At 70.6% G+C, this 14773-nt stretch carries 13 protein-coding genes and 3 pseudogenes; 13 read left to right on the top strand and 3 right to left on the bottom strand.

Translation table 11 applies throughout. From position 1 onward, the window contains the following. The first annotated feature begins 24 nt into the window (after positions 1-24). From ACNFOC_RS02325 to ACNFOC_RS02300, 6 genes and pseudogenes are all read left to right on the top strand, one after another. A complete protein-coding gene (locus ACNFOC_RS02325; protein ID WP_416956033.1) occupies positions 25-639 on the top strand; it encodes a superoxide dismutase family protein in 615 nt (204 codons plus the stop codon). Beyond that, complete coding sequence (locus ACNFOC_RS02320; RefSeq protein ID WP_416956032.1) at positions 618-1220, top strand: copper resistance protein CopC; 603 nt, start codon at positions 618-620, stop codon at positions 1218-1220. The genes ACNFOC_RS02325 and ACNFOC_RS02320 overlap by 22 nt, the downstream gene beginning before the upstream one ends. 106 nt (positions 1221-1326) lie before the next feature. After that, complete coding sequence (locus ACNFOC_RS02315; RefSeq protein ID WP_416956030.1) at positions 1327-2130, top strand: hypothetical protein; 804 nt, start codon at positions 1327-1329, stop codon at positions 2128-2130. Positions 2131-2397: 267 nt separating this feature from the next. Then, a pseudogene (locus ACNFOC_RS02310) lies at positions 2398-2655 on the top strand (iron uptake transporter deferrochelatase/peroxidase subunit); the annotation flags it as partial. Positions 2656-2665: 10 nt separating this feature from the next. Then, a pseudogene (locus ACNFOC_RS02305) lies at positions 2666-3632 on the top strand (cytochrome c oxidase assembly protein). 70 nt (positions 3633-3702) lie between these two features. Beyond that, entirely contained in the window at positions 3703-4335 is a 633-nt protein-coding gene (locus ACNFOC_RS02300) for a hypothetical protein (protein WP_416956028.1), read from the top strand. Between the two features lie 25 nt (positions 4336-4360). Here the strand turns inward: ACNFOC_RS02300 and ACNFOC_RS02295 are convergent, their stop codons facing one another. Both ACNFOC_RS02295 and ACNFOC_RS02290 read right to left on the bottom strand, forming a co-directional pair. After that, positions 4361-4831: a nuclear transport factor 2-like protein gene (locus tag ACNFOC_RS02295; protein WP_416956026.1), complete on the bottom strand. Its 471-nt coding sequence runs from the start codon at positions 4829-4831 to the stop codon at positions 4361-4363. 30 nt (positions 4832-4861) lie between these two features. Further along, a complete protein-coding gene (locus ACNFOC_RS02290; RefSeq protein WP_416956024.1) occupies positions 4862-6049 on the bottom strand; it encodes an FAD-dependent monooxygenase in 1188 nt (395 codons plus the stop codon). Positions 6050-6273: 224 nt separating this feature from the next. Here ACNFOC_RS02290 and ACNFOC_RS02285 point away from each other — a divergent pair, with 224 nt between their 5' ends. After that, on the top strand, positions 6274-7674 hold the full coding sequence (locus ACNFOC_RS02285) for an APC family permease (protein WP_416956022.1): 1401 nt from the start codon (positions 6274-6276) through the stop codon (positions 7672-7674). Positions 7675-7715: 41 nt separating this feature from the next. Here ACNFOC_RS02285 and ACNFOC_RS02280 read toward each other — a convergent pair. Next, positions 7716-8072 (bottom strand): annotated as a pseudogene (locus ACNFOC_RS02280) (hypothetical protein); the annotation flags it as partial. A 134-nt stretch (positions 8073-8206) separates the two neighbouring features. On the opposite strand from ACNFOC_RS02280, the gene ACNFOC_RS02275 reads away from it, so the two are divergent. From ACNFOC_RS02275 to ACNFOC_RS02250, 6 genes are all read left to right on the top strand, one after another. Then, positions 8207-9886, top strand: a complete 1680-nt coding sequence (locus ACNFOC_RS02275) for a chloride channel protein (RefSeq protein ID WP_416956183.1) — start codon at positions 8207-8209, stop codon at positions 9884-9886. Positions 9887-9990: 104 nt separating this feature from the next. After that, positions 9991-10236, top strand: coding sequence for a hypothetical protein (locus ACNFOC_RS02270; RefSeq protein WP_416956020.1), 246 nt, complete (start codon positions 9991-9993; stop codon positions 10234-10236). Then, positions 10233-10943: a DUF4396 domain-containing protein gene (locus ACNFOC_RS02265; protein ID WP_416956018.1), complete on the top strand. Its 711-nt coding sequence runs from the start codon at positions 10233-10235 to the stop codon at positions 10941-10943. Before ACNFOC_RS02270 ends, ACNFOC_RS02265 begins: the two co-directional genes overlap by 4 nt. A gap of 163 nt (positions 10944-11106) precedes the next feature. Next, positions 11107-13041 carry a radical copper oxidase GlxA gene (glxA, locus tag ACNFOC_RS02260; RefSeq protein ID WP_416956016.1) on the top strand — a complete coding sequence of 645 codons (1935 nt, stop codon included), beginning with the start codon at positions 11107-11109 and terminating at the stop codon, positions 13039-13041. A 118-nt stretch (positions 13042-13159) separates the two neighbouring features. Then, positions 13160-13933, top strand: coding sequence for a DUF4142 domain-containing protein (locus ACNFOC_RS02255; RefSeq protein WP_416956014.1), 774 nt, complete (start codon positions 13160-13162; stop codon positions 13931-13933). Positions 13934-14050: 117 nt separating this feature from the next. Continuing rightward, the coding region (locus ACNFOC_RS02250) for a DUF4142 domain-containing protein (protein WP_416956013.1) at positions 14051-14773 on the top strand (723 nt) is incomplete at its 3' end.

Genomic DNA, 14773 nt, shown 5'->3' with positions numbered 1-14773 from the left:
CGCCCGCCATCGATCAGGAGTTCCATGTCCACGTACCCATACACGGGCCGCGTCTTCGCCCGTCTCGTCACCTGCTGCGTCACCGTGGCCTCGACGGCCGCCCTGCTCTCCGGCTGCGGAGGCGACTCCTCGGGTAGCACGTCACAGAAGGCCGCCGCCTCGTCCTCGATGTCCCCCTCCCAGAGCGTGTCCGACATGAACATGTCGTACGGGGACCCGAAGGCCACCCCCGCCTACAAGGTGTCCGGAGCCTCCGTGGTGAAGGGCGCCTTCAAGCTGCTGGACACCCGTCCGCCCGGCATGGACGACGTCAAGGGCACCGCCTGGCTGGCCCAGGGCTCCAAGGGCACCACGGTGACGGTGTCCCTGACCGGCCTGAAGCCCGGCCACCACTACATGGCCCATCTCCACGCCCAGCACTGCTCCGCCGCCGACGGAGGCGAGCACTTCCAGTTCACCAAGGGTGGGCCCGCCAAGCCGCCGAACGAGGTGTGGCTGACCTTCACCGCCGACAAGTCCGGTATGGGCATGACGACGGTGAACAACGCGAAGAAGACCGGCAAGGGCGCGGTCGCCCTCGTCGTCCACCCCATGGAAGCGATGGACAACCGGATCGCATGCGCGGACTTCGACTTCTGAGGGCGCCGGCCGCCCTGCTGGGGTGTCTGGGCGTGCTGCTGCTGTCCGGCGGCACGCCCGCCTACGCCCACACCGCGCTGAAGGACGCGACACCGGCACCCGGCTCCACGGTCGGCACCGGCACCCGCGTCGTCGAGCTGACCTTCGCCCAGCTGCAGCCGGGCACCACCCCGAAGGTCAGCCTGGTCGGCCCGACCGGCACCGTGGTGCCGGTCGGGCCGCCCGTGGTGGCCGACGGCTCCGTCACCTGCGCCGCCATCAGCCCCCTGCAGGCGGGGGTGAACACCCTCACCTACACCGTCACCGCCACCGACGGCGACACCCAGACGAACGCGTTCCAGTTCCAGGTCACCGACAGCGCCCGGGCGGCGACCACTCCCACCGCCTGCAAGGGCCTGACCCTGGCCGCGCCGGTCGCGGCGACGAGCACGGACCCGGACGACACGATCCTCGGGCTCGGCCGCACCACCGCGCTCGTCGTCCTGACGGCGGTCGCCGTCACGGTCGTGGGCGGGGGCCTCGTCGCCGTACGCAGGACGCGCCGGACACGTCCGACAGGAAGGAGACGAGCCACCGGGTGAACCACCGGGCCCAACGCGGCGGACAGCCGCGCCGGGCCACCGCCCGCCGACACAGAACACCCCGGCGTTCGCCGCCGCGCGGGCGGCTGGAATAGTGGCGTGCGCCATGAACGTCCCGGTACGGGCTGCCACCGATCTGAGACTGCTGAGGGCCGCGGTGTTCTCGGCGGTGTGCGTGGCGCTGTCCGCGAGCGGGCACGCGCTGGTCTCCGGCGCCGCGATCCCGATGTGGTCCCTGGCCGCCGGCTGGGCCGGCGTGATGTGCGTGGTGGGCCCGCTGGCCGGTCGGGAACGCTCGCTGCCCGGCATCGCGCTCAGCCTGCTCGCCGGGGAGACCGGTCTTCACCTGCTCTTCTCCCTGGGCCAGGGTTCCATGGCGGCGGCTCCCGCCGACCGGTCCGCTCAGGTGGTGGCTCTGGCCCAACGGTTGCTGTGCGGCGCCGGAGCGGTACAGCTCACGCCGGAGCGGGCGGCACGGATCCTGCGAGAGGCACGGATCGATCCGGCCCGCGCCGCACACGGTGCGCCGGCCATGGCGGGGATGACCGGTCACGGCGGGCACGCGATCACGCTGGGCTCGATGCTCACACCTCCGATGCTCGCCGCGCACGTGGCCGCGGTCGTCGTGACGGGGTGGGTGCTGCGCCGCAGTGAGATCGCCGTGTGGCAGACCGTCCGGCTCCCGGCGGTGACAGCGTGGCGGATGGCCTGCCGCGTCCTGCTGTGGACGCTGTGCGGCCTGCTCGTCACCGCCGCTTCGGTCCTGGTTCCGCTCGCCGCGCTGCTGAGGCGGATACGGCACGCGCTCGCCGCATCCGCCGCGCGGGACGACATCCGCCGGTTGCTCTCCTCACTCCTGTCGGCGTGCGTCGTCCGGCGTGGTCCGCCCACGCTGGTCCCGGCGGCCTGAACCTCCCTCGCGTCCAAGCCAGGCGGGGCGGGCGAGGCCGTCCCGGTGCCATCGGGTGAGATCCCCGCCCACGGTGGACAGTCCGGCTGTCGGTGACGGCCTCGGACTCCACCCCGTACGTATGCCGTCCGGCTGCTCGCAAAGCGTCTGCACGGCGAGGGCGTCTCACCTCTCCCACCCGTGTGTACGCCGCCCTGTCCTGTCCGGAGAGCGCCGTATGCCCGCCGCTTCACACGCAGGAGCCCCTCATGCACGTCTTTCCCGCGCGCCGCGTCGCCTGGGGCGGCAATGCTCCGCCGCGGCTTCTCCTACCACGATGGCTACAGCGCGGACGGACAGCCGGACGCGGGGCTGCTGTTCATCGCCTGGCAGGCCGACCCGGCCCCCTTCATCAAGGTCCAGACGAAGCTCGACGGCGCCGACCGCCTCACCTGTTTCATCCGCCACGAGAGCAGTGCCGTCTTCGCCGTGCCGGGCGGCGCCGCACCGGGCGAGTACGTCGGCCGGAGCCTGCTGGAGGGATGACATGACAGGCATGCAGCACATGAACATGACCGGTCCGATGTGGATGCCGACCGCTCCACCGACCCTGGGACGGCTGCTGGCCTGGCATCCCCAGCCGCTGCCGGTGGAGCCCCTCGCCTGTCTCCTCGCCCTGGCCGCCTACGGTCTGGGTGTATGGCGGCTGCGGCGGCGCGGCGACGGCTGGCCGCTCGCCCGCACCCTGTGGTGGACCGCGGGCGTGCTCACGGCCGGGGCGGTCACCTGCACCGGCGTGGGCGGCTACGGCATGGAGATGTTCAGTGTCCACATGGTGCAGCACATGGTGCTGTCCATGCTCTCCCCGATCCTGCTCCTGCTCGGAGCGCCCATCACGCTCGCCCTGCGGGCCCTGCCCACCGCCGCACGTGGCCGCACCGGCCCCCGGGAACTGCTCACCCGGTTCCTGCACAGCCGCGCGGCGCGGGTGTTCTCCTCGCCGCTGTTCACCCTGCCCCTGTTCATCGCCAGCCTCTACGGCCTGTACTTCACCCCGCTGTTCGATCTCCTGATGGGCAGCTGGCTCAGCCACGAGTGGATGCTGGCCCACTTCCTGATGACCGGCCTGCTGTTCTTCTGGCCCATCCTCGGCGTCGACCCGGCGCCCCGGCGCCCCTCCCACCTGCTGCGGATGCTGGAACTGTTCATCGGCATGCCCTTCCACGCCTTCTTCGGCATCGCCGTGATGATGTCGACCACCCTGGTCGCCGCGTTCTTCGCACACCCTCCGGCCGCCTGGCCTCAGCCCCCTCGCCGACCAGAGCACCGGCGGCGGCATCGCCTGGGCCTTCAGCGAGATCCCCACCCTGCTCGTGCTGATGGCCGTGCTCGTCCAGTGGGCCGGCAGCGACCGGCGCACCGCCGCCCGCACCGACCGCCAGGCCGACCGGGACCACGACGCCGAACTCGCCGCCTACAACGCCTACCTCGCCCGCCTCGCCGCCCGCGACCACCCCGCCTGAGACCTGGCGGTCCTCGCGCCCGTGCCGCACCCCGACCGACTCGTTGACTCACCCTGGAGGAACAACTCACGTGAACACATGCGAACTCAGCAGGCTCCACCCCGTGCACCGTCTGTCCCGTGCGCGCGGCCGACAGCAGAACCGCAACCGACCTTGGCGCAACGCAAGGATCAAGGGACCGGCCACGCGCCACCGCACCGCTCTGGCAGCCGCCCTCTCCGCGGCGCTCATCGCTCTGACCGCGGGCTGCGGCAGCGCCGGCCACCCCAGCAGCCCCGGGAGCGGCACGTCCCGTGCCGCAACGCCAGGCGTCACCTCGGCCCTGGGCCGACTCAGCGTGCACACCGCCGACATCGACCTGACGATCACGAGTGCCGTCGTGCACCTCGACCGTTCCGGCGACGGCACGCTCTCGATGTCGGTGCGCAACGGCGGTGCGGTGCCCGAGCACCTCGGTATGGTCGCGACTCCGGACGAGGGACGGGGTGTCCTGGTGGGCGGGCGGTCCGCCGAGGGCAACGGGTCGCTGTCCACCGCGGGCATCCTGCTGCTGTCCGGCACCACTGTCGCCTTCCACGGCGACGGGCCGCGCGTGGAACTGCATCACGTCCGCGGCATCACCGCCGGACACACGCTGCCGGTGTCCCTCCAGTTCGGAGTGGCCGGGCTGGTCCGCCTCCAGGTACGCGTGGCCTCGTCCTGACCTGACCGCCGCTTCCCGGGCGGGTCTAGTACCCCTTCCTCGCCGCCGTGGCGCCGGGGAAGGCCGCGTCCAGGGCCTGCGATCGGTCGGTATAGCCGGTGATGCGGGTGACGAGTCCGTCGGAGATGTCGAACACGTGGTATACGACGGTCTGCGGATCGGCCGGAGGTACGGTGCCGTGGATCCGCAGGCCGAGGACCACAGCCGCGGGGTAGGTGAAGGTCTCCTCTATCTGGGCCCACAGCCCGAGAGCGTGCAGGCGGGCGCACCGGCTCAGGACGTGGGAGCGGGTGTGACAGCCCCTGCCGTCTCCATCGGACGGGGTCCAGCGCACGTACGGGTGCAGGACGTCGGCCAGCGACCGGCAGTCGGCGGTGTCCAGGGCTTCGCGCAGCCGAGCGGTCAGGGCACCGGAACCAGGCCGGGAACGTGGTGACGTGCGGGTCTCCCAAGTGTGCGAAGTGCCGGCGAGTGGTTCCTCTGTCCGAGAGATCACGGCGCCCTGAGCGGTACCGCCCCGGTCCAACTAGACGGGCACTGCGGCGAGTTGCCGCAGCGCGGGCCGCTGCCTCCCCGCCAGCGAGGTGCCGGCGAGGCGGCTCACTCCCGGCATGCCGGCGAAGCGCAGGGCGGCTCGGCGGACACGCAGCCGCCGCTCCGAGCCGGGGACGAACCAGCCGGCCGTTCTCCGGGCGGCGCGCTGTCTGTCCCTGATGACCGGGCGCCACAGGCGTTCGTAGCCGTGCAGCGCGTCCTCGATGCGACGCGTACCGGCGAGTTGGTCGGCCAGGACATAGGCCCCCGCAACCGCCAGGGAGGCGCCCTGCCCGCCAAGCAGGGACACGGCCTGGCAGGCATCGCCCAGCAGCACGACCCGCCCGCGGCTCCACCGGGGCAGATCGGTCTGGGCGACCTGGTCGTAGTAGACCCGCGAGGAGGGCGGGCAGCCGGCCAGGGCACGGGGTACGAGCCAGCCGAGACAGCCGTACTCGCGGTAGAGGGCGGCCCTCGCGTCCTCTGGACGGCGGGGATCGGCACTGCGGTGGACGGCGAAGGCGGCGACGGTGCCGTCGCGCAGGGCATACAGGCCCATCTGCCGCTCGGCGGTGTCGGTGAGGCAGAACCGGTCGCCCAGTTCCGCGTGGACGTGGGGGTCGTCGAAGGTGAACGCGGCGGTGTGGTATCCGAGATAGCGCACGAACCGTTGTTCCTCGCCGAAGACCATGGCCCGCACGGTGGAATGCAGTCCGTCGGCACCGACGAGGAGGTCGGCGTCGAGGGAAGTGCCGTCGGTGAGGGTGACGTGGACGCCGTAGGGACTCGGGTCGATGCGTGCCGGGCCGACGCCGAAGCGCAGGCCGACGGCGAAGGACAGCCGTTCCCGCAGGGCGAGTTCGAGGTCCGGCCGCATGATGCTGAGCAGGCGCCCGTTCAGGGAGCGGGCGAACCGGCCGTAGTCGAGCCGCGCGCGACACCGGCCGTCGTCGTCGAGGAAGGCCGCCTCACAGACCGGATAGCCGAGTTCCTCCAGCCAGGGCAGCACACCCATGGCCTCGGCCGCGTCGTAGCCCGGCCCGAAGAAGTCGATCATGTATCCCTCGGTGCGGGGCTGCGGAGCCTTCTCCAGGACCACGACCTCCCAGCCGAGCACGTTGTGCAGGCGGCCGGCCAGCGACAGCCCGGCGATACCGGCTCCGCAGATCACTGCTCTCATCGGTGTGTTTCGCCTCTCCACTCCCCGGGCGTTCATCCCTTCCACCACTTTTGCATTATGCAAAGCTCAGGGCAAGAAGGACCTGTCGGGCTACCCGGAGGCAAGGAATCTTGATGCATCCCTAACGCCTCGCTGATGGTCTCCTGACGTAGGGTCATGACCGGTGTGCCGGGAAGACGGGTCGGCGAAGTGTCCTGAACGAACCATTCCAGGAAGGTCTTCGCGTGACCTCGTCAAAGCCGGCTGCCGCCGTCGCGACAGCCCCGTCCCTCGCCGTGCGTGGCCGCGGCCCGCGCCGCTCTGTTCTCTTCTTCGCGTTCGCCTTCGCGGTGATCGCCGATCCGGTCTCCTCGGTGGCGTACGCCATCGAGGCGGCACTGCGCGCCCTGCACGGCGACCTCGCGCTACTGCTGCCGACGATGAGCCTGGTCATCGGACTCGTCGTGATCGTCACCGCGAACTACTGGCAGCTGGTGCGGCGCTTCCCCAAGGGCGGAGGCGCGGCGGCCGCGGCCGGGCGCGCCTTCGGGCCACGCTGGACCTTCCTGCCCATCGGCGCACTCGTCGTCGACTTCGTGCTGACCATCGGTATCTCGATCTCGGCGGCGACCAGCGCGGTGATCGCCCTGTTCCCGGGGCTGGCCTCGTGGCGCATCCCGCTGGCGCTGGTCCTGCTGGTCGTGGTGGCCGGGCTGACCTGGTTCGGGCACGGCGGACGCCTGCTGTTCGCCGTCATGACCGTCGCCTTCGTCGTCATCTCCGTAGCCGTGCTGATCCTGGGCTTTGCCTCTCCCCACGCAACCGGTCACGCCGCTACGGCCACAGACCCGGGCCACTCGGCGATGCTCGCGGTGGTGTTGGCCTTCCCGGTCGCGATGGCGTTGGCCACCGGCATCGAGGCGCCGTCGACCGCCATCGCCCAGCTCGGCCAGCTCGACGACACCCACCGCCGCCGCTTCGGCCGCGGCACCCTCGCCCTGCTGGTCGTGATCGTCGGCGGCCTGACCCTGGCCCTGACCGCACTCGCCGTCCAACTGCACATCGGCATCCCCGGCGCCGACTCCACCCAGATCGCCGACATCGCGCACGCCGCCGCCGGACCGGGCTGGCTCTACGGCGCCTTCCAGCTGACCAGCTCACTGCTGCTGCTCGCCGCCGCCAGCTCCTCCTTCCAGGCCGGACCGGGACTGCTGAAGGCACTGTCGGGCACGGCCGAACAGCCCGGTGTACTGCCCCCGGTACTCGGCCGGACCAACCGGCACCACACCCCGTACTGGTCGGTCGTCGTCTACCTCGCCGCAGCAGCGCTGATCATCGTCGCGGCCGCGGGCCAGGAACAGGAGCTGGTCCTGTTCTACGCCGTCGCCGTGTTCGTCAGCTTCCTGGTGGGGCTGATGGCCATGGCCCGCTTCGCCACCCGCGAACAGAAGACCGTCCTGGCCTGGGTCAACGGCCTGGCCGCCGCGGCCGTCGCCTTCACCCTCGCGGTGAACCTCCTGCGCGGCTGGCCCATGCTCTCCCTGGCCGCCACCCTGCTCATCGCGGCCGGACTGTACGTCCGGTGGACAACGGCAGGGCGCCCCATCGGCATCGAAGACGTCGAGACGCATGCCGAAGCGAACTGAAACCCTCGGGAGAGCCAGGTACTGCCGGCCCGGATGGCGAGGACCGGGCAGGTGGCGTGATGCGCGCAGTGCTCGCTGACCGGTCCGAGGAGCATCCCGGTGAAGGGTCCACGCCGGGCATGCCGGAGGTCACCGCCAGCCGCCACGCCTGCACAGGGTACGGCCGCGCACCAGCCGGTCCGGCCTGACGGGCGGCCCAGCGCAGGGCCGCCCGGCTCGCCTCGAACCCGTCGCCCCCCACCACGATCAAGGGTGGAGAAACCGGACTGTTCACCGTCCGCCTCCTCGCTCTGTGCGTTCACCCACTCCCCCGCGAGCCGACCCGCGCGCCACAGGCTCCCTTCGGCCCCGATCGGCAGACGCCGGCCTGTGACGCACACCCTTGACTCGTTTTGCATAATGCAAAGGTGAGGAAGGGGAGGCGATGAGCGCCATACCGGCAGCGACTGACGGGAAGCACGTGTCCAGCACAACCAGTGGTTTCACCCCCGCACCGAGTCTCGCGGGACTGCGGAACGCCCCTTGGGGGTTGATGGCCCTGGCCGTCGTGGTCGGCGCCGGAGCCGGAGCGGGCTCGGTCGTCTTCCGCTGGTGCATCAAGACCTTCACGCACCTTCTTTCCGGTCACGCCGACTACGCGGCCTCCCCCGGCGCGGACAATCCGCACGTACCATGGCTGGGCCCGTACTTCGTGCTCTTCACCCCGGTGATCGGCGGCCTGCTGTACGGGCCGCTGGTGAACCGGTTCGCCAAGGAGGCACGCGGGCACGGGGTGCCCGAGGTGATGCTGGCCGTCGCCCAGCGCGGCGGGCGGATCAGCCCCAAGGTCGCCGTCGTCAAGACCCTCGCCTCCGCTCTGTGCATCGGCTCCGGCGGCTCGGTGGGCCGGGAGGGGCCGATCGTACAGATCGGCTCGGCGCTCGGCTCCACCCTCGGCCGGGTGACGAAGGTGGCCGAGGGCCGGATGAAACTGCTGGTCGCATGCGGTGCGGCGGGCGGCATCGCCGCCACCTTCAACGCACCGCTGGCCGGCGTGTTCTTCGCCATGGAGCTGATCCTGGGCACCTTCACCGCTGAAGCCTTCGGTGCCGCCGTCCTGGCCAGCGTGACCGCGAGCGTCATCGGGCGGGCCGCGTTCGGCAACGCCGCCTTCCTGAGCCTCCCCGACTTCCACGTCGACCACCTCACCCAGTACGGCCTGTTCGCCGCGCTCGGCGTCGGCGCCGCCGTGGTGGGGGTGGGCTTCTCGCGGTTCCTGTACCTGATCGAGGACGCCTGCGACTGGGTCTGGCGCGGCCCGGAGTGGCTGCGCCCGGCCGTCGGCGGCCTCGCGCTCGGGCTGCTGCTGCTGGCGCTGCCGGAGATGTACGGTGTCGGCTACCCCGTGCTGCAGAAGGCGACCGAAAGCCATTACGCCGTCGGCTTCCTCCTCCTGCTGCTGGTAGGGAAGATGCTGGCGACCAGCCTGACCATCGGCATCGGCGGCTCGGGCGGAGTGTTCGCCCCCAGCCTGTTCATCGGGGCGATGCTGGGCTCGGCGTACGGCATCGGTGTCCACCACCTGCTGCCCGCATCGGCCGGCGCCGTCGGCGCGTACGCACTGGTCGGCATGGGCGCCGTGTTCGCCGGCGCCGCCCGCGCACCGATCACCGCCGTGGTCATCCTCTTCGAACTCACCGGCGAGTACTCGATCATCCTGCCGCTGATGCTGGCGATCGTGCTGGCCACCGCCACCAGCCGCCTGCTGACCCGGGACACCATCTACACCCTGAAGCTGCGCCGGCGCGGCATCGATCTCGAAGGGCCGGCCCCCGGCGCCCGGATCGGCACCCAGCACGTCGGCGCCGTGATGGAGCCGTTGCCCTCTCCCCTGGCCGCCTCCACGGCGCTGGCGGACGCCGCCGATCTGCTGAGCCTGTCCGGGCATGGCGCCCTTCCGGTGATCGACGACTCAGGTGCCTACGCAGGAGTCGTCACCGCGCAGGCGGTGGCCGAGGCCCTCGCCGAACAGCCGGAGGACGCGCCGACCCAGGTCGGACAACTCGCCGAGCCTCCCGCCCCCGTCACCGCCGACCAGTCCTTGGCCCAGGCCCTGCACGCGCTGCTGTCGGCCGCGGGAACCGGCGTTCCGGTCCTCGACTCGGAGCACGGCAAGCCGGTCGGCTGGCTCAGCCACCAGAGCGCGCTGCGCGCGGTGCACACGGCCCCCTGACGACGCCCGACCCCGGCCTGACCGAACCCGGCACACACTTTTGCACTATGCAAAACTGGGTACACGGGGGCTGGACGCCCGGATCGTTCCCAAAGAGGTGGGCCATGCATACAGACCACGTCCAGCGCTCCTACTCGTTCGTGTGCCTCGACTGCGGCCACGGCTGGGAGGACACCTACGACATCGACGTGACCGTGGACGAGCAGGCGCGGATCACAGCCGTCTACCGCCTCGACGGCAGGCGGGTGCCGTCACCGCTGCAGTCGCCCTGTTGCCCCGCCTGCGAGAGCCGCAAGATTCGCATCATGCGGCCCGGGCGCGTGGCGACCGCCCGCCTCAACGAGACGTGACCACCGTGGAACCCCACCACCCTCCGGTCTGGCTGGAGGTGCTCGGCTGGGCCGGCCTGGCCGCGGCCGGGGCGAGCGCTGTGGCGATCGCAGCGGACATGGCGCTGCGCGGATACCGCCAGCGGATGTGGATCATGAATCTGGTGTACCCGGTCACGGCCCTGTACTGGGGTCCGGCCGCCCTGTGGTTCTACGTCCGTCACGGTCGGCGCACCTCCCGTCCGGTGATCGAGCGGGAGGGCGAGCCGGATGCGGAGACACTGCCTGAGTGGGTCACGTCCGCCAAGGCCGTCAGCCACTGCGGCGCGGGATGCGTCCTGGGCGACCTCGGCGGCGAGTGGCTGGTGCGGGCGACCGGCCTGACGATCGCGGGCAAAGCCCTGTACGCCGACTTCCTGCTGGACTTCACCTTCGCCTGGCTGCTGGGCATCGGGTTCCAGTACTTCACCATCGCCCCCATGCGTGACATCGGGCCCGCTCAGGGCCTGTGGGCGGCGGTGAAGGCCGACACGTTCTCCATCGTCGCCTTCCAGATCGGCCTGTTCGCGGGCATGTGGGGCTACCGGGAGATCCTCTTCACCCCAGGACTGGCGAAGACCACGGCCTCGTACTGGCTGCTGATGCAGCTCGCCATGATCGTCGGTTTCTTCACGGCATGGCCGGTCAACGGCTGGCTGGTCCGCGCCGGCTGGAAGGAGCGGATGTAACTCAACCCCTCTGGGCGATGCACCCCCTGTAAAAGCGGGCACATTGCTCACATCGGGCCATTTTGCACAGTGCAAACAAGTGTGTCGCCACCAGCCTCCGTGGTGGGTGAGGTAGTCGTCAGTACGTCCACGCCCGCCCCGTCCGCCACGGAGGCACGTCCCGATGACCAAGCGACCCTCACGTCTCACCACCCGCAAGACCCTGCTCGGTACCGCGGCCATCGTCGCCCTCGCCGTGCTCAACGCACCGGCCGTGGCGGGCTTCGCCCAGCACGCCTACCACCACTACGAGATCAACCAGCCCGCGTACAGGGCGAAGTACGGCCACTGGGCCCTCGCCAGCCTGCCGGACGGCTACGAGCCCAACTCCATCCACGCGATCCTGCTCCACACCGGCAAGGTCCTGCTCATCGCCGGCTCCGGCAACAACGTCGCGCACTTCAACGGCGGCGCCTTCAAAAGCACCCTGTGGGACCCGGCAGCGGACACCTTCAGGAAGATCGACACACCGGCTGACCTGTTCTGCGGCGGCCACACCCAGCTCCCCGACGGCAAGATCCTGATCGCCGGCGGCACCGCACGCTACGAGGTCCTCAAGGGCGACGTGAAGCGGGCGGGCGGCGCGATGCTGGTCAAGAACGAGAGCCCCGACCGCCCGCGCACCTTCCCCAAGGGCACCGTCTTCCGCTCCCCCGCGGGCGTGGAGTACCGCTCCCAGTTCCCCGTGCGCGTGCCCGCCGCGAAGAAAACACCCACCGGCCGCGGCGGCAACGTCACGGTCACCGCGAGCCAGGCCCGCGTCTTCGTCGAGGCGGTGGAAGAAGGCCCGCTGAGCATCACCAACACCACCGAGCAGTACGAGATCCAGGGCCTGAAGGGCAAGGACGCGAACAACCTCTACGGCATCGCCAACAAGCTCGGCCTCGACAAGAAGGACTTCCAAGGCATCAAGGACGCCTACGAGTTCGACCCGGCCACCGAGAAGTACACCAAGGTCGGCTCGATGACGGAGGCCCGCTGGTACCCGACCCTGACCACGACCTCCGACGGCCGCGTCCTGGCCGTCTCCGGTCTCGACGACATCGGGCAGGTCGTGCCCGGCAAGAACGAGATCTACGCCCCCAAGACCCGAACCTGGTCGAAGGCGCCGACCCGCTACTTCCCCACCTACCCCTCCCTCTTCCTCACCGGGAGGGGGAAGGTGTTCTACTCCGGCTCCAACGCCGGTTACGGACCGGCCGACAAGGGCCGCGAGCCCGGCCTGTGGGACCTGGGGACCAACACCTTCACCCCCGTCGGGGGTCTCAGGGACGCGGACACCCTGGAAACCTCGTCCTCGGTGCTGCTGCCGCCCGCGCAGGACAGGAAGGTCATGGTCCTGGGCGGCGGAGGCGTCGGCGAGTCGCGTGCGGCGACCTCCCGCACCGCGATCGCCGACCTCGACGCGGCACGGCCCGCCTTCACTCCGGGTCCCCGTCTGCCGGCGAACACCCGCTACCTGAACAGCGTGATCATGCCGGACGACACCGTGTTCACCACCGGCGGCAGCAGCGGCTACCGCGGCAAGGGCGCCAGCGACCTCCTCACGGCCCAGTTCTACAACCCGGCCACCAACACCTTCTCCCCGGCCGCCGACCCCGCCGTCGGCCGCAATTACCACACCGAGGCCCTGCTCCTGCCCGACGGCCGCGTCGCCGTCTTCGGCTCCGACCCCCTCTTCGCCGACAAGGCCGACTCCCGCCCCGGCCACTTCGAACAGCGCGTCGAGGTCTACACACCGCCCTCCCTCTTCCACGGCGCACGGCCCGCCCTCGCCCGCACCGGCAGGCCCGAGGCCGAGCGGGGCGAGGAGGTCACGTTCGACTCCGCGGATGCCGCCCGTATCACCCGCGTCCGGCTCATGCACCCCGGATCGGCCACCCACGCCACCGACTTCGACCAGCGTTCCGTCGCCCTCGACGTGATCCGCCGCACCGGCAGGTCGCTGACCGTCCGGATCCCCGACGACCCGGCGCTCGTGCCATCGGGCTGGTACATGGCGGTCGCCACGGACGGCGGTGGCACTCCGTCGAAGGCCGTGTGGCTGCGCGTCCGCTAGGTGACACCAACACCAGGACACGGAATGGCATAGTGCAATCTTTACCTGGAGCAAGGGTTCTCTTTCCGTTGCGGGCCCGTACCTGCCGACGTACCCGCTGTCCGCTCCAGGAGGCACGATGCCCATCTCGCGCAGCACGCTCGGAACCGTCTTCGTGGGCGGGGCCCTGAGCGTCACGCTCGCCGCCCTGGCCTACCCGAGCATGCTCGGGGTGCAGAACGCGTCCAGCAATCCGTCGCGCATCATCGCCAGCACCCAGTGGGGTCCGCTCACCGAGGCCGACCGCAACTTCGTGGTGTTCGTGCGCTCCGCCGGACTGTGGGAGGGCCCCTCCGGTGACCTGGCCATGCAGAAAGGGACGACCGCGGCCGTGCGCGAGGCCGGCCGGCACCTGGTCATCGGGCACGCCGCGCTCGACGCCTCCTGCCGCAAGATCGCCCCCGAGCTGAACATCACCATCCCCAACCAGCCCACCCCCCAGCAGCAGGGCTTCCTGGACAAGTTCAAGTCGGACACGGGCAAGCAGTTCGACACCGACTTCGCCAACACCCTGCGCATCACCCACGGCTCGATCTTCAACACCATCGCCAAGATCCGCTCCACCACCGAGAACACCCTCGTGCGCGCACTGGCCGACCAGGCCAACGACGTGGTCCTGGACCACATCACCCAGATGGAGAAGACCGGGCTGGTCAACTTCGACCAGGTCAACTTCCAGGAGACGACCCCGCCGAAGCTGCCCGCCAGCCAGGTCACACCACCGGTGCCGCAACCGGGGGCACCCATGGTCACCCTCACCGTGCCTCCCGGACTGCCGACCGCCGGAGTACCGACCGGCCCGGCGGACCCTGCCGCGGCACCCTCACCATCCGCCTCCCCCACCACCGGATGACCCCACGCATGTGACGCACGCCATACGACGGCATGCAAAATTTACCCAGAGCAATGATCGGATGCTCCGGCCTGTCCGTACCCCCTGGCATACGAGCCGCTCACACCTGGAGGCCGCATGCCCCTCTCCCGCAACACGGCAGGAACCGTCGTCGTGGTCGGCGCCCTGGGCGTGACCCTCAGTGCCCTCGCCTACCCCGCGATGCTCGGCGTGCAGAACACCTCCGGCAACCCCTCACGCATCATCGCCAACACCCGCTACGGCCCGCTGACCGAGGCCGACCGCGACTTCGTCGTCAAGGTCCGCTCCGCCGGACTGTGGGAGTACCCGCTGGGCGAACTGGCGCTGAAGAAGGGCTCCACGGAGGAGATGCGGGAAGCGGGCCGGCACCTGATCGTCGGGCACGCCGGCCTCGACGAGCTGTGCCGCAAGATCGCGCCCGAGCTGAACATCACCCTGCCCAACCAGGCCAGCCCTCAGCAGCAGCAGTTCGTGGCGACCTCGGCGGCCCAGTCGGGCACACAGTTCGATACCACCGCCGCCAACATCATGCGTGTCACCCACGGCCAGATCTTCCCGGCCATCGCCAAGATCCGCGCCACCACCACGAACACCATGGTCCGCGCGCTCGCCGACCTCGCCAACGACACCGTCCTGGACCACATCACCGTGCTGGAGAAGACCGGCGTGGTCAACTTCGACCAGGACTCGCCGCATTCGGCATCCCGAGCGCCTGATCGAGCAGGTGCGGTCCGCGCCCGTGCACACGGTGGGCGGCACGGCCGCGGCAGCAACCGCGCCGGGCGGCAGGGAGCGGAGCGTCGCGTACAAGGCGCTGAT

It is taken from the genome of Streptomyces colwelliae (assembly GCF_048158785.1).
GTDB lineage: Bacteria > Actinomycetota > Actinomycetes > Streptomycetales > Streptomycetaceae > Streptomyces.
The sequence above is the reverse complement of the archived record's forward strand: the minus strand, read 5'-3'. Positions and strand labels throughout refer to the sequence as shown.

Bases quoted from the DNA above. Each gene is read 5' to 3' on its own strand.
- ACNFOC_RS02290 (WP_416956024.1), bottom strand. From the start codon at position 6,049: ATGAGAGCAGTGATCTGCGGAGCCGGTATCGCCGGGCTGTCGCTGGCC.
- ACNFOC_RS02275 (WP_416956183.1), top strand. From the start codon at position 8,207: ATGGCCCTGGCCGTCGTGGTCGGCGCCGGAGCCGGAGCGGGCTCGGTC.
- glxA (WP_416956016.1), top strand. From the start codon at position 11,107: ATGACCAAGCGACCCTCACGTCTCACCACCCGCAAGACCCTGCTCGGT.
- ACNFOC_RS02270 (WP_416956020.1), top strand. From the start codon at position 9,991: ATGCATACAGACCACGTCCAGCGCTCCTACTCGTTCGTGTGCCTCGAC.
- ACNFOC_RS02255 (WP_416956014.1), top strand. From the start codon at position 13,160: ATGCCCATCTCGCGCAGCACGCTCGGAACCGTCTTCGTGGGCGGGGCC.
- ACNFOC_RS02320 (WP_416956032.1), top strand. From the start codon at position 618: ATGCGCGGACTTCGACTTCTGAGGGCGCCGGCCGCCCTGCTGGGGTGT.
- ACNFOC_RS02325 (WP_416956033.1), top strand. From the start codon at position 25: ATGTCCACGTACCCATACACGGGCCGCGTCTTCGCCCGTCTCGTCACC.
- ACNFOC_RS02315 (WP_416956030.1), top strand. From the start codon at position 1,327: ATGAACGTCCCGGTACGGGCTGCCACCGATCTGAGACTGCTGAGGGCC.